The following is a 23,758-nucleotide window of genomic DNA, read 5'->3' as shown; positions in this document are numbered from 1 at the left end:
GGCACCCGTTGGAGACGCTCACAGGATCGCGCGGCCGTGCGGTTGGCGCGCATTTTGAAGGTGCTACGTCACATCCCGCTAACGTATTGAGAGGCTTGACAATGTTTTTAGTCCACGCAGCGCCCTCAGTGTCAAGGCTTATTTACAAGTTGGCTTCGTTCGACGGTATCCCTGCGCCTGTTGCATGTTCGAACTGCGACTTAACCGCCCATTTTCACCGACCTATGACATGACAAGTAAGCATGACATTTGTATTTGTAAGGGAGAACTGCGCGGATTCACCAAGCAGACAATCGGGAGAACGCAGGATGTTCAGAGCGGGTGTGGTTGCAATGGTCGGGCTGGCGATTTCGGCCGGCGCCGGGGTCGCGCTGGAGGGCGGTGATCCGGCCAAGGGCGAGCAGGTCTTCAAGCAATGCATGACCTGTCATCGCATTGGACCCGATGCCAAGAATGCCGTCGGCCCGGTTCTGACCGGCGTGATCGGGCGGCAGCCCGGAACCTATCCCGCATTCGCCTATTCAGAGCTCAACAAGCATGCCGGCGAGGCCGGCCTGGTCTGGAGCGAGGACACGATCTTCGAATATCTCGTCGACCCCAGCGCGTTCCTGAAGAAGTTCCTGACCGACAAGGGCAAGGCAGACCAGGCGACCGGCTCGACCAAGATGGTGTTCAAGCTCGCCAACGAGCAGCAGCGCAAGGACGTCATCGCCTATCTCAAGACGTTCTCACCCGACAAGAAGTGATCGGCCTCGCGCGGACGATCATCGCCAGCGCTGCCTGAGATCGGCGGCGTTGGCGAGACCGGCCGCCGTCAGGCACGACGCAAGCCAGAACCACGGCGCATCCGCCAGCGCACAACGCAGCGCGAGCAGCAGGAAGGCGCCGGCGAGCAAATTGGGCAGCAGCGCGCGCGGACTGATGCCGCGGCGGCACCGCCGCCAGACCAGCGCACCGGCTGCGAACTCGGCCGCGATGATGGCGAGGATCAGGTCGATCAAATGCGGGCTTCGCAACAACTCGCCCATGTCCGCGAACCCGGTCAAGCCGCCCGTGCCAGCCCGGTCAGATGCGCGATGTTCTTGAAGAAGATCCGCACATGCGACAGCGGCTTGGCGCGCACCAGCGCCTTGTTCATGTAGGCGTCCCAGGTCAACTGCTGCACGTCGGGATCGCGGCAGATCGCGACGAAGCGTTCGCGACGGGCGTCGTTCGAGTACCAGTAGCGCTGCATCAGGCCGAGGATGAAGAACACCGCGCCGTGCTGGCGCATGAAGCTGCGCCGCGCCGAGGCGAGCGCCGCGGCGTCACCGGTCTTCAGGAACAGGGCGACCGCGTCGGCCGCTGCGCGGCCGCCCGCCATGGCGTAGTAGATGCCTTCGCCTGAGGCCGGGGCCACCACGCCGGCCGCATCGCCGGCGAGCAGGATGTCGCGGCCGTTGTCCCAGCGCGACAGCGGCTTCAGCGGGATCGGCGCGCCTTCGCGGCGGAGGGTCTCGAGGTGGTCGAGCGCCGCTGCCTTGCGAAATTGCGCAACCGAGCCGCGCAGCGAGAAGCCCTTGCAGGCGCTTCCCGTCCCGATGCTGGTGGTCGGTCCGTGCGGAAACACCCAGCTGTAGAAGTCCGGCGACAGCTGGCCGCGATAGACGACGTCGCACCGGGTCGCGTCGAAAACCGGATGGTTGCGATCGGGCGAGCGGATGATCTCGTGATAGGCGAACACGTAGCGCATCTCGCAGGCTTCGGGAATGCATTGGCGCGCAACCGCCGACACCGCGCCGTCGGCGCCGATCACCGTGCGCGCCCGCACGCTGTCCAGCCTCAAGCTGCCATCGTCCATGCGTCTCTCGTAGTGCACCACGGCGGTGCCGTCGTCGTCGCGGGCGAGCTCGCTGAAGGTGCCGGTGCGCCTGATCGCGCCGGCTGCCGCCGCGCGCGTACGCAGCCATTTGTCGAAATGCTCGCGGTCGACCATGCCGACGAAGCCGCCGTCGATCGGCATGTCGACGTCCCTGTTGCTCGGCGACACCATGCGCGCCGCGGAAATCCGCGCCACCAGCAGATCGCCGGGGATTTCGAACTCGGCGATCAGCCGCGGCGGAATGGCGCCGCCGCACGGCTTGATCCGGCCGGCGCGGTCGAGCAGCAGGACGCTGTGGCCCTGGCGGGCGAGATCATTGGCGGCGGTTGCGCCGGCCGGGCCGCCGCCGACGACCACGACGTCGAACGTCTCCTGGCTGCAAGAGGGGATCATCGCGCTAGGCTCCCTGGTTGGCCGGCTGCACCGCCAGCGTCGATGCCTGCTCGCGCGGGCGCTTGATCCAGATCGCGAGCCAGGCGGAGAGGACGAACAAGGCAGCCTCGGCCGCGAACACCGCCGCATAGGCTGAGGCCGTCGACGGCAGCAGCTGGCGGGCAGCGTCAGCCGCCGCGGTGCCGACGAAGCCGCCGATGCCGAACGAGATCGCCTGCGAGGCGCCCCACAGGCCCATCCGCGTGCCCTCGCGATTGTCGCGGCCTTCGCTCACCATGTTCATCATCGCGCCGATCGCGGCGATGGCGTAGACGCCGTTGGTGAGGCCGAGCAGCAGCACGGAGGCGCGCAGCGGCCAGGCCGGACCAACGGTTGCGGCACCGACGAGGCCGAGCAGCGCCAGCGCCGAGGCCAGGCAGCCGCCGACGATCCACGGCTGCGGCCGCGTCCGCCAGTCGCTGCGAAGGCTCGCCAGCGCCGGCATCAGGATCATGCCGATCAGCGCGCCCATGTGTTGCACCGAGGACAGCTGCGTGGTCTGGCCCGGTGTCATGCCGAAGACGCTGCCGGCGAACGGCTCCAGGATCAGGTCCTGCGCGCTGTAGGCCAGCATCGACACGAAGATGAAAATCGCGAAACGCCGCGCCTGCGGCTCCCGGTAGATCTCGCGGAAATCCTCCATAAAGCTGTTGCGCGCGGGGGCGGAGGTCGGCGTCACGGCCATTTCAGGCTGCTCGATGCCCCAAACGCCCAAGAGCGTCAACACCATGGCGATCGCCGAGACGGTGCCGGACACCATCATGAGCCGCTCGCCCGAGAACGGATCGAGCGCCTTGCCGGCGACGGCCGTCGTGACGATGAAGCCTGCGATCATCATGATCCAGGCGATCGACGCGGCGGCGCTGCGCCGCTCCGGCGCAGTGCGTTTGGCCAGCAGCACCAGCAGCGAGGTGCCGGCGGCGCCGACGCCGATGCCGATCATGATGAAGGCGGTCACTGCCAGGATCAGGCCGAGAATGAGCTGGCTCGCCATCAGCGCAGTGGCGGCTGCCGCGAGCAGGCCGCCCGTTGCAAGCACCGCCATGCCGCCCACGATCCAGGCGAAGCGGCGGCCGCCGACATCGGAGCCGTGACCGAGCCATGGCCGCAGCACCTGCATCGCGTAGTGGATCGCGACCAGCATCCCCGGGATCATGGCCGGCAAGGCGAGCTCGATCACCATCACGCGATTCAATGTCGACGTCGTCAGCACGACGACGGCGCCGAGCGCGGTCTGCACCAGGCCGAGCCGGACGATGCCGAACCAGGAGAGGGGAGCAGGCGAGGCTGAGTTCATCGGCGTCATGCTGCCATTCCCGCCAGCGCAAAGGCCGTCACCAGCATGCCCAGCACATAGAGCAGCACGCCCGTCCCGTTGTACCAGGGCGCCAGTTCGCGCGGCCGCAGCAGCAGCCGCCGCATCAGCACCAGTTGGGCCGCGATCAGGGCGGCCACGATCGCGGCATGCGCCGGGCGGCTCCAGACCACCAGCAGCGCGAGCACGGCGAACTGCGCCAGCGCCATCGTGATGCAGGCCAGGCGCGCGGCCTTGTCGGCGCCGAGCATCACCGGCAGCGAGTTGACGCCGCTGACGCGATCGCCCGCGATCGACTTGAAGTCGTTCAATGTCATGATGCCGTGGGCGCCGAGGCTGTAGAGCAGCGCGATCAGCAGCACCTGCCAGGACGGCGCCTGTGCGCTCATGATCGCCGCCGCCGTGATCCAGGGCAGGCCCTCGTAGCAGAGGCCGACCGCGCTGTTGCCCCACCAGCCGTTCTGCTTCAGCCGGATCGGCGGCGCGCTGTAGGCCCAGGCCAGCACGAGGCCCAGCGCCGCCGCGGCAAACCCCCATGTGCCGAGCAGCGTTGCGACCGCGAGCGACAGCACTGTCCAGATCATCGCGATGGTGAGACCCCAGCGCCCGGGAATGCGGCCCGAGGGAATCGGGCGGTTCGGCTCGTTGAGCGCATCGACATGGCGGTCGAACCAGTCGTTGACGGCCTGGCTGGTGGCGCACACCATCGGCCCGGCCAGCACGAGGCCCGCGATCACGGTGGGCCAGCGCGGCGCCAGCGGCGCGCCTGATGACACCACGCCGCAGCCGAACGCCCAGATCGGCGGAAACCAGGTGATCGGCTTCAGCAGCTCGAGCACGGCGAGCGGCTGCAGGCGGGTGGTGAGCGGGGCGGGCGCGATGTCGGTCATGGCACTCTATTCCAACTGGCTGTCGTCTTCGGTCGGCTCGGCCATGCCGTAACGCCGCAGCTTGACGTAGAGGCTCTGGCGGCTGAGGCCGAGCATCTCAGCGGCGGTGGCGCGGTTGTCACCGGTGAGCTTGAGCGCGGTTTCGATGCACATCCGCTCGATCACGTCGGTGGTCTCGCGCACCAGCTCCTTGAGCGGCACGCGGCCGATCAGCTCGGCGAGCTGCTCGCGCGAGCGGGGAATGTAGCCGTGGTCGCCGCTGTCGGAGGTGATGCGCGGGCCGACGTTGCGGATCGTGAAGCCGAGCCTGGCCTGGCCGGACGCACCCACCGTGGCGGCGGAGATCTCGACGTCCACCGGCGAGCCGTGCTCGCCGCGGACCACGCTGGAGAACAGCTTGACGCTGCCATGCTGGCGCAGATTGCTCAGCATGATCGAGAAATCGATCGCCGATTTTCCGATCCAGCGGTCGATCGTCTCGCCGAGGATCTGATGCAGGTTCTCGACCTGGGCCAGCTGGAGGAAGGTGGCGTTGGCATGCAGCAGCCGGCCCTCCATGTCGGTGATGACGAAGCCGTCGGGCGCGGATTCGACGAATTGCACCAGCTGCGTGCTGACATCGGACCGCTGCGCGATCGCGGGCTGTGCGGTCAGCGGCGAGAAGCGCAGAAGGAACAGCGCCGACGTATCCTGTCGGAAGAAGGTGCCGTCGAGCAGATAGTCCCTTCCGCCCTCGAGCCTGACCTTGGCGCGCTCGATCTTGCCCTGCGAGCGGATCGCCAGCGCCAGCGACTGCGACGTCGCCAAATCGTCCATCAGCAGGACGTCCGGAAACAGCTTGCCGATCAGGTTGGCCGCGCCGTGGTCGAGCAGGGCGGCCGCGGCCGGGTTGGCGTCGACGATCCGGTGGCTCACGGAATCGATGATCAGCACCGGCTCGGCCGTGATCTGAAACAGGATGCGGTAGCGCGACTCGGCGCTGCGCATGCGCGAATAGTCGCGCTCGATCGCCACCTGGGCCTCGATCAGCTTCTGCTGAAGCGCAGCCGTGGCGCGGACGTCGCGGCCGACCGCGATGAAGCGGGCCGGGCCCTTGATCGCCACCACCGCGAACAGGATCGGGATGTCCGGTCCGCGTGCGGCCGGATAGCGGACCTCGCGCCAGCGCGACACCTTGCGCTGGGAGGCCTCGGCGAGCAGCAGCTCTGGCTTGGTCTGGCTTTCCTCGGACACTGTTGCTTGCCAGGATCGGCCGATCCACTCGTCTGTGTTTCTCAATTCAAGCGGCAGCCCGGCTTGCTGGAAAGCCAGATCCTGAATGTTGCCTTCGGCGTCGAGCGCGAGCGCAATGTCGGACGCAGCGGCCACCACCATGGCCGCGACATCTGCATTGAGATCGCCAAGCGACTCTTTCGGAGCTCTGAACGCCCTCACCAACGACGTTGTCCTCCCAGTCAAGGAGCCTTCGCGCGGCGAGTCTCGTTCCAGCATTCATCTTCACGTCACCCTCAGCTATCGCCGTTCGGTCAGAAGACTGACGACGTGCCGGGCTTGCGAAGCCTCTCTGCTCGGGTCGGAGACGACACCGTCGCCGCCGACCAGGAGTACGAGTTCAGGCCGTTCAGTAAACGCAGGACCGCAGACCAGCACGCCGATGTCCTGGTTGGAGGACTCGCGCCGCGCCATCCTTATGTTCGAGGCGAGATCGTCGAGCTTCTTGTCGCTGTTGGCGAAGAACTCGACGACGTTGAACCATTGCGTGCGGAGCGCGTGGAGGAAGCCGCGATCCGCCGTGTCTGGCTCGATCCAGGTGTCCCAGCCGTCGCGGCGAAAGAACTCGCCCGCCAGCACGAGGCCGAACATCATGTGCCCCATCTCGCGCCGGTCACCCGGCGCGGTCGTCAGCAGCCCGCGCAGGCCGGTGGGGACTGCCGCAAGCTCGGCGCAGAAGGCCGGGCTGAAATGCCGCAGCAGCTGCTGCAGCCGCCACAGCGCCAGCGTGACGTCGGCGAAGTCGCGCTCGTCGTCGGCCCACAGATGGCGAAGATGGTTCGCAGTCGGCACCAGCAGCTCGAGATAGATCCGCTCCAGCGTTTCGCCGTGATCGCGATGCGCCTGGATGCAGGCCACCGCCCGATCGTCGTCCGCACCCAGCACGAGCTCGGCGAAATCGGCCGCTTCCTGTTCGGTGGCGGCGATGATGGCCGGCATGCGTTCGAGCGCCGGCGCATGGGCCATCACGAGCCGCGGAATGATCTCGGCCTCGATCGTGGCGTTGAGTTCGGGATGGCGGGCGTTCCGCATGGGAACGCTGAGGCGCGGCGCCGCGGGCGGATGAAACACCGCCTGACCACGCTTCGTCCGAAAGCGGGTTCGTGGGAATCGGACTGTCTCATTGAGCTCGGTCATCAGCGCCTCCCCTCCATATGAGCGCACGTCACTCGTTGCGTCAATATCATTTGACGTCAATTTTGATTGACACTCTTCGTGCCCGGGTCTAGCTTTTCCCCATCGGGCCCGCACTCCAGGGATTTGCGATGCGCCACCTGCAAACTGCACAACGTCACGTTGATCAGATCGAGTGCGGTGCACCAGAAATGTCCCTGTTGTTGCCGTCATCGCATCACTGGGCACCGATGTTGTCAAATCATCTTTACACATCGTGTGACGCGCAATTCACATCTGCCGCTGATCCATCGCTCTGGGGGCAACTCTGCTTCACGCCGGGGACGACGTCGCGTGCAAAGCGGCAACCGCTTTATACGGCTGAGGAAAAGCGCAGGCGGGACGCCACGCCCTGGACCCTGGTGCAGGGCATCCTGGCGCCGCTGCAGTTTTTTGCCTTTCTGATCAGCCTTGCACTGGTGTCGCGCTATCTCGCGACCGGCGAGGGCCTTTGGCTCGCCACCGTCTCGGTCGTTCTGAAGACGGCGCTGCTCTACACCATCATGATCACCGGCTCGATCTGGGAGCGCGTCGTGTTCGGGCGCTATCTGTTCGCGCCCGCCTTCTTCTGGGAAGATGTCTTCTCGATGCTGGTGATCGCGCTGCATACGGCCTATCTCGCCGCGATCATCGGTCATATCGGAACGGCGCAGCAGCAGATGCTGCTGGTGCTCGCGGCCTACGCGTCCTACGCGATCAACGCGGCGCAGTTTCTGCTCAAGCTGCGCGCCGCGCGTCTGCAGGACGAAGCGATGGCGCGGGCCAGCGTGACGAGTGTGGAGCGCGCGTCATGACCATTCACGCGCAGGCCTGCGCTGTTCCATCAACATCTTCTCCGGACGGCGTGCTGCGCCAGCGCGGCCAGCGCGAGGTGTTCTGCGGCCTGACCGGCATCGTCTGGCTGCATCGCAAGATCCAGGACGCGTTCTTCCTCGTCGTGGGCTCGCGCACCTGCGCGCATCTGATCCAGTCGGCGGCGGGCGTGATGATCTTCGCCGAGCCGCGCTTTGCCACGGCCATCATGGAGGAGCGCGATCTCGCCGGGCTCGTCGACGCCAATGACGAGCTCGATCGCATCGTCGCCCAGCTGCTGGCGCGCCGGCCCGATATCAAGCTGCTGTTTCTCGTCGGCTCCTGTCCGTCGGAGGTGATCAAGCTCGATCTGTCGCGCGCCGCGCTGCGGCTGTCGCAGCGTTTCGCGCCCGGCGTGCGCGTGCTCAATTATTCCGGCAGCGGCATCGAAACGACGTTCACGCAAGGCGAGGACGCCTGCCTCGCGTCGCTGGTGCCGGTGCTGCCCGTAGCCGATCGTGCTTCTGGACCGTCGCTGCTCGTGGTCGGCGCGCTCGCCGACGTGGTGGAAGACCAGTTCAGGCGCATCTTTGTCTCGCTCGGCATCGACCAGGTTGCATTCCTGCCGCCGCGGCGCTCGTCGGAGCTGCCGGCGATCGGTCTCGAGACGCGCGTGCTGCTGGCGCAGCCGTTCCTTGGCGACACCGCACGCGCGCTGGAGGAGCGGGGCTGCCGCCGCATCGCCGCGCCATTCCCGCTCGGCGGCGAGGGCACGGCGCTGTGGCTCGCGGCGGCCGCCGATGCCTTCGGTGTCTCGCGCGCCCATGTCGATCGCACGCTGGCGCCGCTCCAGGCGCGCGCCGAGCGCGCGCTGGCGCGCTACCGCGCGCAATTGGCCGGCAGGCGCGTCTTCCTATTCCCGGACTCGCAGATCGAGATCCCGCTGGCGCGCTTTCTTGCCCGCGAGATCGGCATGGAGCTGGTCGAGGTCGGCACGCCCTATCTGCACCGCGAGCATCTCGCCTCCGAGCTGAAGCTGCTGCCGCAGGGCGTCCTGCTCAGCGAAGGCCAGGACGTCGAGCGCCAGCTCGACCGTTGTCGCGCCGCGCGGCCGGACCTCGTCGTCTGCGGCCTTGGTCTCGCCAATCCGCTGGAGGCCGAGGGCCTCACGACCAAATGGTCGATCGAGCTGATCTTCACGCCGATCCAGGGCTTCGAGCAGGCCGGCGATCTCGCCGAGCTGTTCGCGCGGCCGCTGCTGCGCCAGACCAGATTGGCGGTGTGAGATGCAGCTGTCAGTCTGGACCTACGAAGGACCCCCGCACATCGGTGCGATGCGTATCGCCACCGCGATGCGCGACGTGCACTACGTGCTGCATGCGCCGCAGGGCGACACCTACGCCGATCTCCTGTTCACGATGATCGAGCGCCGCGACCGCCGCCCGCCGGTCACCTACACGACGTTCCAGGCGCGTGATCTCGGCGGCGACACGGCGGATCTGCTGCAGAGCGCGGTGCGCGCGGCCTATGACCGCTTCCAGCCGCAGGCGATGCTGGTCGGCGCCTCGTGCACCGCCGAGCTGATCCAGGATGATCCCGGCGGGCTCGCGCAGGCGCTCAAGCTTCCGATTCCGGTGATCCCGCTCGAGCTCCCGGCCTATCAGCGCAAGGAGAACTGGGGCGCATCGGAAACGTTCTACCGGATTGTACGGGCGTTGGCTGCGTCTTCCGCGAACGGCTCCCCCCGCCGTCCAAGGGAGGCAGGCGCTCGTCCAGTCTGCAACCTGCTTGGTCCGACGGCTCTCGGCTTCCGTCATCGCGACGACCTCGCGGAAGTGACCAGGCAGGTTGTGGAGCTCGGCATCGAGATCAACGTCGTCGCGCCGTGGAATGCGACGCCGGCCGATCTCGCCCGTCTTCCCCAAGCCGATTTCAACATCGTGCTGTATCCCGAGATCGCCGCGACCGCGGCGCAGTGGCTGCAGCGCCAGTTCGGCCAGCCCTCCACCCGCACGATCCCGATCGGCGTCACCGCGACGCGCGAGTTCATCGCGGAAGTGGCGGCGCTCGCGGGCGTCGATGCGTCGCCCGTGCTGGCGCGCAGCGAGAGCCGGCTGCCGTGGTATTCGCGCTCGGTCGATTCGACCTATCTCACCGGCAAGCGCGTCTTCATCTTCGGCGATGCGACCCACGCGGTGGCCGCCGCACGTGTCGCGACCCAGGAACTCGGCTTCGAGGTCGTCGGCCTCGGCACCTATGCCCGCGAATTCGCCCGCGAGATCCGCGAAGCGGCTGCGATCTACGGCGTCGAGCCTGTGATTACCGACGATTATCTGGAAGTCGAGGCCCGCGTCAGCGAGCTGCGCCCCGAGCTCGTGCTCGGAACGCAGATGGAGCGCCACATCGCCAAGCGCCTCGGCATTCCCTGTGCGGTGATCTCGGCGCCGTGCCACGTGCAGGATTTCCCGGCGCGCTACTCGCCGCAGATGGGCTTCGAAGGCGCCAACGTACTGTTCGATACCTGGGTGCATCCGCTGATGATGGGCCTGGAAGAGCATCTGCTCGGCATGTTCCGCGAGGACCACGAATTCGCCGATCATGCACCGTCGCATCTCGGCGCCGCGCCCGCCCGGCCGTCCGAGGCAGTGCGCAGTGCCGAGCCTGCTGCAGTCGCTGTGTCGAGCGCGGCTCTGTCCTGGGCGACCGACGCCGAGCGCGAGCTGACCAAGATTCCCTTCTTCGTTCGCGGCAAGGCGCGCCGCAACACCGAACGTTTTGCGCGCGAGCGCAACGTCAACCTGATCACACTCGAGACCTTGTACGATGCCAAAGCGCATTTCGGTCGCTGACAACACACCCATCCGGGTGGTGATCGTGACGATGGACAGCCATCTCGCCTCGGCTGCCCTGCGCGCGCGCGCCGCACTCCAGGCCGAGCTGCCGGGCCTCGATCTCAAGGTCCATGCCGCGGACGAGTGGGGCTGCCATCCGGACGCCCTGCAGCGCTGCAACGACGACATCGCGACCGGTGACATCATCGTCGCCACCATGCTGTTCATGGAAGATCACATCCAGCCGGTGCTGCCGGCGCTGACGGCGCGGCGCGACCATTGCGATGCGATGATCGGCTGCCTGTCGGCGGGCGAGGTCGTGCGTCTGACCCGGCTCGGCAAGCTCACGATGTCCGGCTCGGCCACCGGCGTTCTCGGCCTGTTGAAGCGCTTGCGCGGCAGCAGCCGCCCCGGTGGAGCCGCCAGCGGCCAGGGCCAGATGAAGATGCTGCAGCGGATGCCGCGGCTGTTGCGCTACATCCCCGGCACCGCGCAGGATCTGCGCGCCTATTTCCTCACCCTGCAATATTGGCTGGCGGGCTCCGAGCAGAACTTCGCCAACATGGTGCGCTATCTCGTCGGCCGCTATGCCGACGGCTCGCGCGCCTCGCTGCGCGGCAAGCTCAACGCGGCTGAGCCGGTGACCTATCCGGATGTCGGGCTCTACCATCCGCGTCTGGCGCAACGGATCATCGACCGTGCCGACGAGCTGCCGGCGGTGCCGAAGGCGGTCGGCCGCGTCGGCGTGATCCTGATGCGCTCCTATCTTCTCGCCGCCAACACCGCGCATTATGATGGTGTGATCTCGTCGCTGGAAGCGCGCGGGCTTGCGGTCGTGCCGGTGTTCGCCTGCGGGCTCGACTCGCGCCCAGCCATCGAGCGCTACTTCCAGAAGGACGGCGTGGCGACGGTCGATGCCGTTGTCTCGCTCACCGGCTTCTCGCTGGTCGGCGGCCCCGCCTACAACGATGCGCGCGCGGCCGAGGAAGTCATGGCGTCGCTCGACGTGCCGCTGATCGCGGCGCATCCGCTGGAGTTCCAGACCGTCGAGCAGTGGCACGACGATGCGCGCGGACTGACGCCGGTCGAGGCCACCATGATGGTCGCAATCCCCGAGCTCGACGGCGCCGTCGGTCCCACCGTGTTCGGCGGCCGCTCGTCGATGGGCGATGCCGGGCGCGACATGGCCTCTCTGCCGGAGCGTGCCGCGCAACTCGCCGCTCGCGTCGGCAAGCTGGTCGAGCTGCGGCGGTCGGCGCGCGCTTCGCGGCGCCTCGCGGTGGTGCTGTTCAACTTCCCGCCGAACGGCGGCGCAGCCGGCACGGCGGCCTATCTGTCGGTGTTCGAGTCGCTGCACAATGTGATGAATTCGCTGCGCGCGGCAGGCTACACAATCGACGTGCCGGCGACAGTCGACGAACTACGGGCGCGCGTGCTGAAGGGCAATGCCGAACGGTTCGGTACTGCGGCCAACGTCGCGGCGCGCATTCCGGTCGATCAGCATGTGCGGCGCGAGCGACATCTTGCCGAGATCGAGAAGCAGTGGGGACCGGCGCCCGGCCGCCACCAGACCGACGGCGCGAGCCTGCTGGTGCTCGGCGAGCAGTTCGGCAATGTCTTTGTCGGCCTGCAGCCCGCCTTCGGCTACGAGGGCGATCCGATGCGGCTGCTGTTTGAGCGCAGCTTCGCGCCGACGCACGCCTTCGCAGCGTTCTATCGCTGGATGCGCGAGGACTTCCGCGCCCACGCCGTGCTGCATTTCGGCACCCATGGCGCGCTGGAATTCATGCCGGGCAAGCAGGCCGGGCTCTCGGCCGAGTGCTGGCCGGAGCGGCTGATCGGCGACCTGCCGAACTTCTATATCTACGCGTCGAACAATCCGTCCGAAGGCGCGCTCGCCAAGCGCCGCGGCGGCGCCACGCTGATCAGCTATCTCACGCCATCGATCACGCGGGCCGGCCTGTATAAGGGGCTCGCCGATCTGAAGTCCTCGCTCGATGCCTGGCGCAACCTGTCACCGGATGCGACCGCGCAGGTCAGGGCCGATAGCGTGGCGCTGATCCAGGCGCAGGCGGCGGCCGTCGATCTCGCATCTGCCGAGCCGGCCTGGGACGGCGAGCGCGACGCGCGCATCGCAGCGCTCGCCACCAGTGTGCTGGAGCTGGAATATTCGCTGATCCCGCATGGTCTTCACGTGGTCGGCGCATCGCCGCCCGAAGCGCAGCGCAACGAGCTGCTCGAACTCGCCGGCATCGCCGATGCCGCCAAGCGCGCCGAGCTCGACCGGCTGCTCGCCACCGACAGCGAGACACCTGCGATCCTGCACGCGCTCGACGGCGGTTACATCCGCCCGGTGCCGGGCGGCGATCTCCTGCGCAACACCGACGTGCTGCCGACGGGGCGCAACCTGCATGGCTTCGATCCGTTCCGCATCCCCAGCGCGTTCGCGCTCAAGGATGCCGAGCGCCAGGTCGCGCGGCTGCTCGCACGTCATGCCGGCGAAGGGCACGGACTGCCCGAGACGATCGCGCTGGTGCTGTGGGGCACCGACAATCTCAAGACCGAGGGCGGGCCGATCGCACAGGCGCTGTGGCTGATGGGTGCCGAGCCGCGCCACGACAGCTATGGGCGGCTGTGCGGCGCAAACCTGATCCCGCTGGAGCGGCTGGGCCGTCCGCGCATCGATGTCGTCATCACGCTCTCGGGCATCTTCCGCGATCTGATGCCGCTGCAGACCAAGCTGCTCGCGGAAGCGGCGCTACTCGCGGCCGCAGCCGACGAGCCGGCCGAGATGAACTACGTGCGCAAGCATGCGCTTGCCTTCCAGGCCGCGCATGGCGGCGAGCTTGCGGACGCTGCGCTGCGCGTCTTCGGCAATGCCGAGGGTGCCTATGGCGCCAACGTCAACCAGCTGATCGATTGCGGGGCCTGGACTGACGAGGACGAGCTCGCTGATGTCTATACGCGCCGCAAAGGCTTTGCTTACGGCACCGACGGCCGGCCGGTCCGGCGCGACGCGCTGCTCGGGCACGTGCTGGCCGGGGTCGATGCGGCGTATCAAAACGTCGACTCGGTCGAGCTCGGCGTCACCACCATCGATCATTACTTCGACACGCTCGGTGGCATCAGCCGCGCCGTGCGCCGCGCCAAGGGCGAGGCCGCGCCGGTCTATATCGGCGACCAGACCCGCGGCGAGGGCACGGTGCGGACCCTGTCGGAGCAGGTCGCGCTGGAGACGCGCACGCGCACGCTCAATCCGAAATGGTACGAGGCGCTGCTCGCCCATGGCTACGAAGGTGTGCGCCAGATCGAGTCGCACGTCACCAACACCATGGGCTGGTCGGCGACCACGGGGCAGGTCGCGCCGTGGGTCTATCAGCAGATCACGACGACGTTCGTGCTCGACGAAGCGATGCGCGAGCGCCTCGCCTCGCTCAATCCGGCCGCGTCGGCGAAGATCGCCAACCGCCTGATTGAGGCGCATGAGCGGAACTACTGGACCCCGGATCCGGCCATGCTCGATGTGCTGCGCAAGGCCGGCGAAGAGCTCGAAGATCGCCTCGAAGGCGTGGGAGTTGCCGCATGAACGTGACCTTGAGACCGCCGCTCGCATCGACACCGATGCGCCGGCCCGATGACGCCGGCAGCGTCCAGGTGCAGATGGATCCAAGCGTCGTCATCGGCACCGCGAAGGTGTTCTCGGTGTACGGCAAGGGAGGCATCGGCAAGAGCACCACCTCGTCCAACCTCTCTGTCGCGCTGTCCAAGCTCGGCAAGCGCGTGCTGCAGATCGGCTGCGATCCCAAGCACGACTCCACCTTCACCTTGACCAAGCGGCTGGTGCCGACCGTCATCGACATTCTCGAGCAGGTCAATTTCCACGCCGAGGAGCTGCGCCCGGAGGACTTCGTCTACCAGGGCTACAACGGCGTGATGTGCGTGGAGGCGGGCGGGCCGCCGGCCGGCACCGGCTGCGGCGGTTATGTCGTCGGCCAGACGGTGAAGCTGCTCAAGGAGCACCATCTGCTGGAGGACACCGACGTCGTGATCTTCGACGTGCTCGGCGACGTCGTCTGCGGCGGCTTCGCAGCACCCTTGCAGCATGCCGACCGGGCGCTGATCGTGGCCGCCAATGATTTCGACTCGATCTTCGCGATGAACCGCATCGTCGCCGCGATCCAGGCCAAGTCGCGCAACTATCCGGTGCGGCTCGGGGGCGTGATCGCCAATCGCAGCGCCGCCACCGACCAGATCGACAAGTTCAACGAGCGCGCCGGTCTGAAGACGGTCGCGCACTTCCCCGATCTCGACGTGATCAGAAAGAGCCGGCTCAAGAAGTGCACGCTGTTCGAGATGGAGGCCTCGCCGGACGTCGAGCGCGCCCAGAACGAATATCTGCGCCTCGCGGCCTCGATGCTCGCCGGCAGCGAGCCGATGCAGGCGGTTCCGCTCAAGGATCGCGACATCTTCGATCTCTTGGGTTTCGATTGATTGGGCTTCGATTGAGCAGGGCTGGCCGATGACATCTGCGCAATATCTGACCCGACGTAGTGAAGTGGAGACCTATTTCGACCGCACCGCGGTCGCCGCCTGGACGCGGCTGACCTCGGATGCGCCGGTGGGACGCATCCGCGCCACGGTCCGTGCCGGCCGTGACGAGATGCGGCGCACGCTGCTGTCCTGGCTGCCGCTCGACCTGCGCGGCGCGCGGCTGCTCGATGCCGGCTGCGGCACCGGCAGCTTCGCGATCGAGGCGGCGCGCCGCGGTGCCGAGGTCGTGGCCGTCGACATCTCGCCGACCCTGATCGAGATCGCCCAGCGCCGGCTGCCCGACGACGTCAGCCGACAAGCGATCCGCTTCGTCGCCGGCGACATGCTCGATCCCCGGCACGGCGGCTTCAACTTCGTGGTGGCGATGGATTCCTTCATCCACTACCGCACCGAGGATGCCGTGCGCATCGTCGCCGGCCTTGCGGCGCGCACCTCCGAGGCGATCCTGATGACCTACGCGCCGCGGACGCCGCTGTTGGCCGTCATGCATGCGGTCGGCCGGGTGTTCCCGCGCGGCAATCGTGCGCCGGCGATCGAGCCGGTCACCGAGCAGCGGTTGTATCGCTTGATCGCCGATCATCCCGATCTCGCCGACTGGCGCTGCGCCCGCAACTGCCGCATCGCCAACGGCTTCTATACCTCGCAGGCGCTGGAGCTGAGGGCGTGATGAGCGGGCGCGGACCATCGATCCTGCAAGTCTGGACGCGGCTGTCGTCGCGCTACCTGCCGTTTGCCGATGCCGCGTCGATCGAGTTGCCCTTGCCGCGCCTGATGCGGCTGTCGCTGTTCCAGGTCTCGGTTGGCATCTCGGTGGTGCTGCTCAACGGCACGCTCAACCGCGTCATGATCGTCGAGCTCGGCGTGCCGAGCTGGCTGGTTGCGACCATGGTGGCGCTGCCGCTGGTGTTCGCGCCCTTGCGCGTGCTGATCGGCTTCAAGTCCGACCACCATCGCTCCGTGCTCGGCTGGCGCCGTGTGCCCTATATCTGGATGGGCACGCTGCTGCAGTTCGGCGGGCTCGCCATCATGCCGTTCGCGCTGCTGGTGCTGTCGGGCGATGCGCCGGGGCAGGTGATCGCGGGGCGCATCGGCGCAGCGCTCGCCTTCCTGCTGGTCGGTGCCGGGCTGCACACGACGCAGACCGCGGGCCTGTCATTGGCGACCGACCTTGCACCGGAGCAGGCACGGCCCCGCGTGGTGGCCTTCCTCTACGTGATGCTGATGTTCGGCATGATGGCGAGCGCACTGACCTTCGGCGGACTGCTCGCCGAGTTCAGCGAGATGCGGCTGATCCAGGTGATCCAGGGCGCGGCGCTGACCGAGATGGTGCTCAACGTCATCGCGCTGTGGAAGCAGGAAGCGCGTGATCCGTCGCGCACCTCGGCAACGCGGGAACGGCCGCGCTTCGGCGATTCCTGGCGACACTTCCGTGAGGCAGGCGGCTCAGCACGCGTGCTGCTCGCGGTCGGGCTCGGCACCGCCGGCTTCACGATGCAGGACATCCTGCTCGAGCCCTATGGTGCGGAGATCCTGCATCTCACCGTCGGCGAGACCACCGCGCTGACCGCCTTGCTCGCGGCGGGGACGCTGGCCGGCTTCGGCCTCTCCGCGCGCCGCCTCGGCAAGGGCTCCGACCCCTATCGGATTGCGGCGCTCGGTGGGATCGTCGGACTGTTTGCTTTCTCGGCCGTCATCTTCTCGGCGCCGCTCGCCTCGCCGCTGTTGTTCCGGATCGGCACGGCGCTGATCGGCTTCGGCGGCGGCCTGTTCGCCGTGGGCACGCTGACGGCCGCGATGGCGCTGGTGCAGAACGGCGAGAGCGGTCTCGCGCTCGGTGCCTGGGGCGCCGTGCAGGCCACGGCCGCAGGTCTCGCAATCGCCGGCGGCGGCGCCATTCGCGATGTGATGTCACAGCTCGCGCTGGACGGACGACTCGGCGTGGCGCTCGCAGGTCCCGCGACCGGCTACAGCATCGTCTACCATTTCGAGATCGCGCTGTTGTTCGTCACACTGGCGGTGATCGGGCCGCTGGTGCGCCGGCGGGCGCAGCCACAGCAACTCCAATTCGGAATCGTTGAATTTCCAGGTTAGCCCAGTCGGGGAGGAAGCCATGCAGACGTCATTCACGAGCTACATCGATGTCGCCCAGGTCGTGCTTTACGGCTTCTGGGTGTTCTTCGCGGCCCTGATCTTCTATCTGCGCACCGAGGACAAGCGCGAAGGCTACCCGCTCCAGTTCGAAGGCCGTGTCGGCCGCCAGAGCGGTCACGGCTTCCCGACGCCTCCGGGACCGAAGACCTATCACATGCATGGCGGGCGCACCGCGACCCTGCCGAACTGGGACAACGACCGCTCCGACGCGCCGGTGACGCCGATGTATCCCTGGCCGGGCTCGCCTTATCTGCCAACCGGCAATCCAATGCACGACGGCGTCGGCCCGGCCTCGTTCGCCGCACGCAGGGACGAGCCCGAGCTGACGATGGACAACATCCCGGCGATCGTGCCGCTGCGCGTCGACGGCAGCATCTTCATCGCCTCGGAAGATCCGGATCCACGCGGCATGCCGGTGATCGGCGCCGACGGCAAGGTCGGCGGCAAGGTCCGCGAGGTCTGGGTCGATCGCGCGGAGATGCTGATCCGCTACCTCGAAGTCGAGGTCGACGGCATCGTCGGACGTCACGTGCTGCTGCCGATGACCATGGCCATCGTCGACAGGTCCCGCAAGGCGGTGCTGGTCGATGCCATCCTGTCCTCGCAGTTCGCCAACGTGCCCGGCCTCGCCAAGCCTGACCAGGTCACCAAGCTCGAGGAAGACAAGATCGTCGGCTACTACGGCGGCGGGCATCTCTATGCCACCGCCTCCCGCCAGGAGCCGCTGCTGTGAGGACGCGTCGGGAGCAAGATACGCTGATGCTGCCGGCCGGCGAGCGGCTGCTCTGGCAGGGACAGCCGACGGTGAAGGCGCTGCTGTTGCGGGTGTTCCACCTGCGCCTCGTGCTCGCCTATTTCGCGGCGCTGTTCGGCGCGCGCGTGCTGGCGGGCGCACTCGATCATCAGCCGCTCGCAGCCTCGGTCGCCAGCGCATCGTCGCTGGTGACACCCGTGGCGCTGGCGACGCTGCTGCTCACCGGGCTCGCGGTGCTCTACAGCCGTACGACGCGCTACACCATCACCAGCCGGCGCGTGCTGCTGCAGTTCGGTGCCGTGCTGCCGATGACCTTGAACGTGCCGTTCAAGCAGGTCGGCCGCGCCGATCTGAAGCTCCATTCCGACGGCTCCGGCGACCTGCCGCTCGGTGTCATCGCCGAGCAGCGGCTATCCTATCTGCTGCTGTGGCCGCATTCGAGGCCGTGGCGGCTGAACGAGGTCGAGCCGATGCTGCGCGGCGTGCCGGACGCCCGCAACGTGGCCGAGATTCTCGCCAACGCGCTGGTCGCCGTATCGGACGGCGCCGTCGCGGCGCAGCCGTTGCCTGCAGCCGATGGCCAGCCGCAAGGCGCACCGCCGGCGGCGATCGCCAGCGCAGCGTGAGTCGAAGGAGGGCGCCATGAGCCACGCCGAAAGTCACGCCGAGGCCGAGATCATGATCCCGAAGGGCGCGCTTCGCGCGGCCTTCGCCCTGGTCGCCTTTGCCTTGCTCGCGGCCGGCGTCGGTCGCGTCACGGGTCTCGGCACGGTGCGCAACGACCACGTCGCGGCCGTGCAGTCGACGGCGCTGCGGTTCGAGGACCGCGCCGATGGCGGCATCGCTGTGGTGTCGCCCGCCAGCGGCAAGCTCGTGACGGTGGTCGCGGCCGGCGGCGACGGTTTCCTGCGCACCGTGCTGCGCAGCATGGCCTTCGACCGCCAGCGTCACGCGATCGGGTCGGGCCCGGCCTTCACGATCAACCGCTGGTCGGATGGTCATCTGACCCTGGACGATCCCGCCACCGGTCGGCAGATCGATCTCGCGCCGTTCGGTGCCGACAACATGCGCCGGTTCACGGGCTTGATGGCGATGGGAGAGCAGCAATGAGAGGGCTATGGACCACCGCGCCGCGCCGCTTCGACATCGGCTGCAGCATCGAGATCGAGCGCACCGGCGAGAGCCTGCATGCGCACGTCACGCTCGACCGCGACGTCGGCATCCGTCCGGGCGACGAGGTGCTGATCCAGGGCGAGCCGATCACGGTGAAGTTCGGCGAGCAGCTGAACCTGCGCCGCACCGCGACCGTGGTGCGGGCCAGTCCCTGGAAGCGGATGGGCATGCATCTCGCCGGCTATCTCGAGCTCACCGAATTGTACGACGTCAGTTTTTCAGATGGGAGGGTCAGATGATCGCGATGGAAGGCGGAGCCGGAAGCACCTCGACCACGGACATGGCCCGCGAGGACACGATCCTCACGCCGCGCTTCTACACCACCGATTTCGCGGCGATGGACCGGCTCAACGTCGAGCTGGTGCGCCGGGAATGGGATGCGGTCATGGCCGAGCTGCGCGCCGACCACAACCGCAAGCACTTCGTGCGCACGCCCGAATTCGACAAGGATCTGAACGAGCTGCCGGAGGCGCTTCGCGTGGAGTTCAAGGATTTTTTGGTGTCGTCGCTGACGGCGGAGTTCTCCGGCTGCGTGCTCTATGCCGAGATCAAGAGACGGATCACCAATCCGGATATCCGCGAGCTGTTCTCCTATATGAGCCGCGACGAGGCCCGCCACGCGGGCTTCATCAACGAGATTCTCAAGGACCACGGCATCGGCGTCGACCTCGGCTTCCTCACGAAAGTGAAGAAGTACACCTACTTCAAGCCGAAGTTCATCTTCTACGCGACCTACCTGTCGGAGAAGATCGGCTATGCCCGCTACATCACCATCTATCGCCAGATGGAGCAGCATCCGGAGCGCCAGTTCCACCCGATCTTCAAATGGTTCGAGAAGTGGTGCAACGACGAGTTCCGGCACGGCGAGGCGTTCGCGCTGCTGATGCGCGCCGATCCGTCGCTGCTGCAGGGCCGCAACAAGCTGTGGATCAAGTTCTTCCTGCTCGCGGTGTTCGCCACCATGCATGTGCGCGACCACATGCGTCCGGCCTTCTACGAGGCGCTGGGCATGTCGCCCGACGATTACGACATGCACGTGTTCCGCATCACCTCGGAGATCTCGCGCCAGGTCTTCCCGGTCATGCTCGACATCGACAATCCGCGCTTCTGGGCCGGCTTGAAGCAGCTGCGCGAGGTGTCGGAGGCGATTGCCGATGCCAAGGCGCAGGGCGGCTTCATGGGGGCGGTCAAGCGTGCGGTGCTGCCGCTGAAGGCCGCTCTGACCTTCGGCCGGCTCTACATGCTGCCGGCCAAGAGCAACGAGCTGCCGCGGGAGATCACGCTGCAACCCGCCTGGTGAGAAGGAGCCCGCCATGGGCGCGACCGCGATTGCCATTCCCTATGTCGTGTTCGTCTGGTGGTTCTCGACCGGCGCCGTGCTGCTGCTGGTCGGGCTCGCCGCCCGCCATCCGGCCGCGTTCAAATGGGGAACGGCCGCGGCCTTCGTCGCGGCCCTGTCCGGCGTCGCCGTGTCGAGCCAGGCCGCCGAGGACGCCGACGCCTATTGCGCCTTCACCTGCGCGATCCTGCTGTGGGGCACGGTCGAGATGTCGCTGCTCGCCGGCTGGATCACCGGCCCGCGTCCCGAACCCTGCCCGCGCGACTGCACGCCGCTCGGACGCGTCGGCTTTGCCTTGCAGGCGATCGCCTATCACGAGCTGGCGCTGATCGCGACCGCGGGTCTCGTGTTCGCGGTGACCTCCGGCGCGCCCAACCGTCTCAGCTGGTGGACCTTCGCGGCGCTGCTGGTGCTCCGGCAGAGCGCCAAGATCAACCTGTTCCTGGGCGTGCGCACGCTGAACGACGAGCTGCTGCCGCAGCAGGTGCGGTTCATGCGCAGCTATTTCTCGCGCAAGCAGATCAACGCGCTGTTTCCGTTCTCGATCGTGGCCGCAGTGGGAGCCACCGTGCTGGTCGCGGCCGGCGCGCTCAATGCGGCGTCGTCCTTCGACGGCGTGGCGCTGTCGCTGCTTGCATCGCTGATCGCGCTCGGGGCGCTCGAACACGGCTTCATGGCGCTGCCGATGCCGGTCATCAATCTGTGGCGCTGGAGTTCGCACCCGGAGCCGGTCGCGGTGACCGTGCCTGCCGCCGCCGTTCCGGTGCCGCTGCGCTTAGCGCCGCTGCCGCCCTTCGCGCGGCCCGTGCTCGCCGTCGTGCCAGACGGCGCCGTGCCGGCAGAACGGCCGGTGTCGGCCAAGACTGCGGCGGCCGCGGCGCGGCAACGGCTCGAGGAACAATTCCGGCAGGCCTATCGCCAGGCCCGCGCCGACGCACAATCGCAAACCATCACCGGACTGACCGCGGCCTCGATCCCGACGACGGTCGATCCGAGCACATCAGCACAGGGGGGAGTACCATGAACTACGAAGACTATTTCCGCCGCCAACTCGATGGTCTTCGCCGGGAAGGACGTTACCGCGTGTTCGCCGACCTCGAACGCAAGGCGGGTGCGTTTCCCCTGGCGACCTATCGCGGCCCCAATGGCGCACGCGACGTGTCGGTGTGGTGCTCCAACGACTATCTCGGCATGGGCCAGCACCCCAAGGTGCTGGAGGCGATGCACGAGGCGCTCGACCGTTGCGGCGCAGGCGCCGGCGGCACCCGCAACATCAGCGGCACCAACCACTATCACATCCTGCTCGAAGAGGAGCTCGCCGACCTCCACGGCAAGCAGGCCGCGCTCTTGTTCAACTCCGGCTACGTCTCGAACTGGACCTCGCTGTCGACCTTGGCGGCGCGCATGCCCGGCTGCGTGATCCTGTCGGACGAGCTCAACCACGCCTCGATGATCGAGGGCATCCGCCACAGCCGCTGCGAAACCCGGATCTGGCGTCACAACGACGTCGCCGATCTTCGCGACAAGCTGTCCGACCTCGATCCGAAGGTGCCGAAGCTGATCGCGTTCGAGAGTGTCTATTCGATGGACGGCGACATCTCGCCGATCTCGGACATCTGCGACGTCGCCGATGAGTACAACGCGATGACCTATCTCGATGAGGTCCATGCCGTCGGCCTCTACGGCCCGCGCGGCGGCGGCATCTCCGAGCGCGACGGCGTTGCTGACCGCCTGACCGTCATCGAGGGCACGCTGGCCAAGGCGTTCGGCGTCATCGGCGGCTACATCACCGCCTCCAACACCGTCTGCGACTTCGTCCGCAGCTTCGCCTCCGGCTTCATCTTCTCCAGCTCGCTGCCGCCGGCGGTGGCTGCTGGTGCACTCACCAGCATCCGCCATCTCAAGGCCAGCAGCATCGAGCGCGCGCGCCACCAGGACCGCGTGGCGCGGCTGCGCCGCCGGCTCGACGAAGCCGGTGTCAGCCATCTCGACAATCCGAGCCACATCGTGCCGGTGATGGTGCGCGATCCCGTGCGCTGCAAACAGATCAGCGACATCCTGCTCGACCGCTACGGCATCTATGTTCAGCCGATCAACTACCCGACGGTACCGCGCGGCACCGAGCGGCTGCGCATCACGCCGTCGCCCCATCACTCCGACGAGGACATCGATCGCCTGGTGTCGGCATTGTCGGAGATCTGGGCCGAGATGGGGCTGGCGCAGGCCGCGTGAGGTCGGGGGCGCGCGTACATCGACGTGCGCGCGCACGGTGCGACCACGCCGGTTCCTCGCCGCGCGGTCAGCGCGGCAGGAACCGAGCGCCCTCCTTGCCGAGAAAGTCCAGCATGGCCTGCGCCGGCGGTAGCAGCAGCTTGTCGGCGCGCCGTACCGCATGCCATTGGCGGATCACGGGCATTCCGGGCACCTTCAAGGTGACCAGGCGGCCCTCGCCGAGCTCGTGCGACACCGTATGCTGCGAGATGAAGGCGATGCCGAGCCCCGCGATGACGGCCTGCTTGATGGTCTCGTTGCTGTCCATCTCCATGCTGGTCTTGGGATGCAGACCGTGCTTCTCCAGGAAGGTCTCCATCAGCATGCGGGTTCCTGAGCCGCTCTCACGCGTGATGAACACCTCGCCGGCGAGATCTGCAGCCGCGATCCGTTTTCGGCGCGCGAGCCGGTGTCCCGCCGGCGCGACGATGACATGCGGATGCTTGCCCATCGGCCGCATGTCGACGGGAATGTCCGCCGGCGGCCGTCCCATGATGGCGATGTCGAGATCGTAGCCTCTGAGCGCTTCGCGGATGGTGTCGCGATTGCCGATCCGCAGGGTGACGTCGATCTTGGGAAACCGTCGCGAGAATTCCGCGATGGCGAACGGGACGAAGTATTTTGCCGTGCTGACCGCGCCGATCGCGACCCTGCCGCCGCTGCGCCCCGCCAGAATGTCGAGCGCCTGCTCGCAATCCTGCAGCGCGGCCTCGACGCGTTCGGCCAGCGCCAGCACGCTGCGGCCGGCTTCGGTGAGGATCATGCCGTCGGTGGTGCGCTGGATCAGCGGCAGGCCGGCGAGCTCCTGAAGGTTGCGAATTTGCAGCGTGACCGCGGGCTGCGTCAGGTGAAGACGGCCGGCCGCGGAGGTGACCGACCCGGTCTCCTGTACGGCTGCAAGCGCGCGCAGCTGGCGAATGGTGAGGTCGCGGGCGAAGCGCCGGCTCATGAAA

General features: G+C 67.4%; 22 protein-coding genes. 15 read left to right on the top strand and 7 right to left on the bottom strand.

The window, feature by feature from the left end:
* Positions 1–308 precede the first annotated feature (308 nt).
* A complete protein-coding gene (locus tag LQG66_RS15915) occupies positions 309–746 on the top strand; it encodes a c-type cytochrome (RefSeq protein ID WP_231327146.1) in 438 nt (145 codons plus the stop codon).
* A gap of 18 nt (positions 747–764) precedes the next feature.
* Here LQG66_RS15915 and LQG66_RS15910 read toward each other — a convergent pair whose 3' ends face one another.
* The 6 genes from LQG66_RS15910 to LQG66_RS15885 all read right to left on the bottom strand — a co-directional run bounded on the left by LQG66_RS15910 (position 765) and on the right by LQG66_RS15885 (position 6,802).
* Entirely contained in the window at positions 765–1,028 is a 264-nt protein-coding gene (locus LQG66_RS15910; RefSeq protein WP_231327145.1) for a hypothetical protein, read from the bottom strand.
* 14 nt (positions 1,029–1,042) lie between these two features.
* Entirely contained in the window at positions 1,043–2,254 is a 1,212-nt protein-coding gene (locus tag LQG66_RS15905; RefSeq protein ID WP_231327144.1) for a geranylgeranyl diphosphate reductase, read from the bottom strand.
* Between the two features lie 4 nt (positions 2,255–2,258).
* The gene (locus tag LQG66_RS15900) at positions 2,259–3,590 is read right to left on the bottom strand and encodes a BCD family MFS transporter (protein WP_231327808.1); all 1,332 of its coding nucleotides are present in this window, start codon (positions 3,588–3,590) and stop codon (positions 2,259–2,261) included.
* Between the two features lie 5 nt (positions 3,591–3,595).
* Positions 3,596–4,498 carry a chlorophyll synthase ChlG gene (gene chlG, locus LQG66_RS15895; protein ID WP_231327143.1) on the bottom strand — a complete coding sequence of 301 codons (903 nt, stop codon included), beginning with the start codon at positions 4,496–4,498 and terminating at the stop codon, positions 3,596–3,598.
* 6 nt (positions 4,499–4,504) lie between these two features.
* Positions 4,505–5,932: a transcriptional regulator PpsR gene (gene ppsR / locus LQG66_RS15890; protein ID WP_231327142.1), complete on the bottom strand. Its 1,428-nt coding sequence runs from the start codon at positions 5,930–5,932 to the stop codon at positions 4,505–4,507.
* A gap of 78 nt (positions 5,933–6,010) precedes the next feature.
* The gene (locus LQG66_RS15885) at positions 6,011–6,802 is read right to left on the bottom strand and encodes a cobalamin B12-binding domain-containing protein (RefSeq protein WP_231327141.1); all 792 of its coding nucleotides are present in this window, start codon (positions 6,800–6,802) and stop codon (positions 6,011–6,013) included.
* A gap of 335 nt (positions 6,803–7,137) precedes the next feature.
* Here LQG66_RS15885 and bchF point away from each other — a divergent pair, with 335 nt between their 5' ends.
* The 14 genes from bchF to hemA are packed head-to-tail and all read left to right on the top strand — an operon-like array spanning position 7,138 to position 22,766.
* The gene (bchF, locus tag LQG66_RS15880) at positions 7,138–7,737 is read left to right on the top strand and encodes a 2-vinyl bacteriochlorophyllide hydratase (RefSeq protein ID WP_231327140.1); all 600 of its coding nucleotides are present in this window, start codon (positions 7,138–7,140) and stop codon (positions 7,735–7,737) included.
* Positions 7,734–9,020 (top strand): ferredoxin:protochlorophyllide reductase (ATP-dependent) subunit N, encoded by a 1,287-nt coding sequence (locus LQG66_RS15875; protein ID WP_231327139.1) that lies wholly within the window; start codon positions 7,734–7,736, stop codon positions 9,018–9,020. Before bchF ends, LQG66_RS15875 begins: the two co-directional genes overlap by 4 nt.
* Before the next feature lies 1 nt (position 9,021).
* Positions 9,022–10,584, top strand: coding sequence for a ferredoxin:protochlorophyllide reductase (ATP-dependent) subunit B (bchB, locus tag LQG66_RS15870; protein ID WP_231327138.1), 1,563 nt, complete (start codon positions 9,022–9,024; stop codon positions 10,582–10,584).
* Positions 10,559–14,152, top strand: coding sequence for a magnesium chelatase subunit H (locus tag LQG66_RS15865; RefSeq protein WP_231327137.1), 3,594 nt, complete (start codon positions 10,559–10,561; stop codon positions 14,150–14,152). The genes bchB and LQG66_RS15865 overlap by 26 nt, the downstream gene beginning before the upstream one ends.
* Entirely contained in the window at positions 14,149–15,057 is a 909-nt protein-coding gene (bchL, locus tag LQG66_RS15860; RefSeq protein WP_231327136.1) for a ferredoxin:protochlorophyllide reductase (ATP-dependent) iron-sulfur ATP-binding protein, read from the top strand. The genes LQG66_RS15865 and bchL overlap by 4 nt, the downstream gene beginning before the upstream one ends.
* 28 nt (positions 15,058–15,085) lie before the next feature.
* Positions 15,086–15,784: a magnesium protoporphyrin IX methyltransferase gene (gene bchM / locus LQG66_RS15855; RefSeq protein WP_231327135.1), complete on the top strand. Its 699-nt coding sequence runs from the start codon at positions 15,086–15,088 to the stop codon at positions 15,782–15,784.
* Complete coding sequence (locus tag LQG66_RS15850) at positions 15,784–17,208, top strand: BCD family MFS transporter (RefSeq protein ID WP_231327134.1); 1,425 nt, start codon at positions 15,784–15,786, stop codon at positions 17,206–17,208. The genes bchM and LQG66_RS15850 overlap by 1 nt, the downstream gene beginning before the upstream one ends.
* Positions 17,209–17,227: 19 nt before the next feature.
* Positions 17,228–18,001 (top strand): photosynthetic reaction center subunit H, encoded by a 774-nt coding sequence (puhA, locus tag LQG66_RS15845; protein WP_231327133.1) that lies wholly within the window; start codon positions 17,228–17,230, stop codon positions 17,999–18,001.
* Positions 17,998–18,648 carry a photosynthetic complex putative assembly protein PuhB gene (puhB, locus tag LQG66_RS15840; protein ID WP_231327132.1) on the top strand — a complete coding sequence of 217 codons (651 nt, stop codon included), beginning with the start codon at positions 17,998–18,000 and terminating at the stop codon, positions 18,646–18,648. The genes puhA and puhB overlap by 4 nt, the downstream gene beginning before the upstream one ends.
* Positions 18,649–18,664: 16 nt before the next feature.
* On the top strand, positions 18,665–19,132 hold the full coding sequence (gene puhC / locus LQG66_RS15835; RefSeq protein ID WP_231327131.1) for a photosynthetic complex assembly protein PuhC: 468 nt from the start codon (positions 18,665–18,667) through the stop codon (positions 19,130–19,132).
* Positions 19,129–19,434: a hypothetical protein gene (locus tag LQG66_RS15830; protein WP_231327130.1), complete on the top strand. Its 306-nt coding sequence runs from the start codon at positions 19,129–19,131 to the stop codon at positions 19,432–19,434. The genes puhC and LQG66_RS15830 overlap by 4 nt, the downstream gene beginning before the upstream one ends.
* Positions 19,431–20,495, top strand: a complete 1,065-nt coding sequence (gene acsF / locus LQG66_RS15825; RefSeq protein ID WP_231327129.1) for a magnesium-protoporphyrin IX monomethyl ester (oxidative) cyclase — start codon at positions 19,431–19,433, stop codon at positions 20,493–20,495. Before LQG66_RS15830 ends, acsF begins: the two co-directional genes overlap by 4 nt.
* Positions 20,496–20,508: 13 nt before the next feature.
* The gene (puhE, locus tag LQG66_RS15820; protein ID WP_231327128.1) at positions 20,509–21,558 is read left to right on the top strand and encodes a putative photosynthetic complex assembly protein PuhE; all 1,050 of its coding nucleotides are present in this window, start codon (positions 20,509–20,511) and stop codon (positions 21,556–21,558) included.
* A complete protein-coding gene (gene hemA, locus LQG66_RS15815) occupies positions 21,555–22,766 on the top strand; it encodes a 5-aminolevulinate synthase (RefSeq protein ID WP_231327127.1) in 1,212 nt (403 codons plus the stop codon). The genes puhE and hemA overlap by 4 nt, the downstream gene beginning before the upstream one ends.
* 67 nt (positions 22,767–22,833) lie before the next feature.
* Here the strand turns inward: hemA and LQG66_RS15810 are convergent, their stop codons facing one another.
* Positions 22,834–23,754: a LysR family transcriptional regulator gene (locus tag LQG66_RS15810; RefSeq protein ID WP_231327126.1), complete on the bottom strand. Its 921-nt coding sequence runs from the start codon at positions 23,752–23,754 to the stop codon at positions 22,834–22,836.
* Positions 23,755–23,758: the final 4 nt, after the last annotated feature.

This window comes from Bradyrhizobium ontarionense (assembly GCF_021088345.1).
Classification (GTDB): Bacteria; Pseudomonadota; Alphaproteobacteria; order Rhizobiales; family Xanthobacteraceae; genus Bradyrhizobium; species Bradyrhizobium ontarionense.
The sequence above is the reverse complement of the archived record's forward strand: the minus strand, read 5'-3'. Positions and strand labels throughout refer to the sequence as shown.

What these genes read in the sequence shown, in the direction of transcription:
- bchB (WP_231327138.1), top strand. Translation starts at nt 9,022, where the DNA reads ATGCAGCTGTCAGTCTGGACCTACGAAGGACCCCCGCACATCGGTGCG.
- LQG66_RS15910 (WP_231327145.1), bottom strand. Translation starts at nt 1,028, where the DNA reads ATGGGCGAGTTGTTGCGAAGCCCGCATTTGATCGACCTGATCCTCGCC.
- puhE (WP_231327128.1), top strand. Translation starts at nt 20,509, where the DNA reads ATGGGCGCGACCGCGATTGCCATTCCCTATGTCGTGTTCGTCTGGTGG.
- LQG66_RS15915 (WP_231327146.1), top strand. Translation starts at nt 309, where the DNA reads ATGTTCAGAGCGGGTGTGGTTGCAATGGTCGGGCTGGCGATTTCGGCC.
- hemA (WP_231327127.1), top strand. Translation starts at nt 21,555, where the DNA reads ATGAACTACGAAGACTATTTCCGCCGCCAACTCGATGGTCTTCGCCGG.
- bchM (WP_231327135.1), top strand. Translation starts at nt 15,086, where the DNA reads ATGACATCTGCGCAATATCTGACCCGACGTAGTGAAGTGGAGACCTAT.
- LQG66_RS15810 (WP_231327126.1), bottom strand. Translation starts at nt 23,754, where the DNA reads ATGAGCCGGCGCTTCGCCCGCGACCTCACCATTCGCCAGCTGCGCGCG.
- LQG66_RS15865 (WP_231327137.1), top strand. Translation starts at nt 10,559, where the DNA reads ATGCCAAAGCGCATTTCGGTCGCTGACAACACACCCATCCGGGTGGTG.
- acsF (WP_231327129.1), top strand. Translation starts at nt 19,431, where the DNA reads ATGATCGCGATGGAAGGCGGAGCCGGAAGCACCTCGACCACGGACATG.
- LQG66_RS15875 (WP_231327139.1), top strand. Translation starts at nt 7,734, where the DNA reads ATGACCATTCACGCGCAGGCCTGCGCTGTTCCATCAACATCTTCTCCG.
- puhC (WP_231327131.1), top strand. Translation starts at nt 18,665, where the DNA reads ATGAGCCACGCCGAAAGTCACGCCGAGGCCGAGATCATGATCCCGAAG.
- LQG66_RS15900 (WP_231327808.1), bottom strand. Translation starts at nt 3,590, where the DNA reads ATGAACTCAGCCTCGCCTGCTCCCCTCTCCTGGTTCGGCATCGTCCGG.
- LQG66_RS15885 (WP_231327141.1), bottom strand. Translation starts at nt 6,802, where the DNA reads ATGCGGAACGCCCGCCATCCCGAACTCAACGCCACGATCGAGGCCGAG.
- puhA (WP_231327133.1), top strand. Translation starts at nt 17,228, where the DNA reads ATGCAGACGTCATTCACGAGCTACATCGATGTCGCCCAGGTCGTGCTT.
- LQG66_RS15905 (WP_231327144.1), bottom strand. Translation starts at nt 2,254, where the DNA reads ATGATCCCCTCTTGCAGCCAGGAGACGTTCGACGTCGTGGTCGTCGGC.
- LQG66_RS15830 (WP_231327130.1), top strand. Translation starts at nt 19,129, where the DNA reads ATGAGAGGGCTATGGACCACCGCGCCGCGCCGCTTCGACATCGGCTGC.
- bchL (WP_231327136.1), top strand. Translation starts at nt 14,149, where the DNA reads ATGAACGTGACCTTGAGACCGCCGCTCGCATCGACACCGATGCGCCGG.
- chlG (WP_231327143.1), bottom strand. Translation starts at nt 4,498, where the DNA reads ATGACCGACATCGCGCCCGCCCCGCTCACCACCCGCCTGCAGCCGCTC.
- LQG66_RS15850 (WP_231327134.1), top strand. Translation starts at nt 15,784, where the DNA reads ATGAGCGGGCGCGGACCATCGATCCTGCAAGTCTGGACGCGGCTGTCG.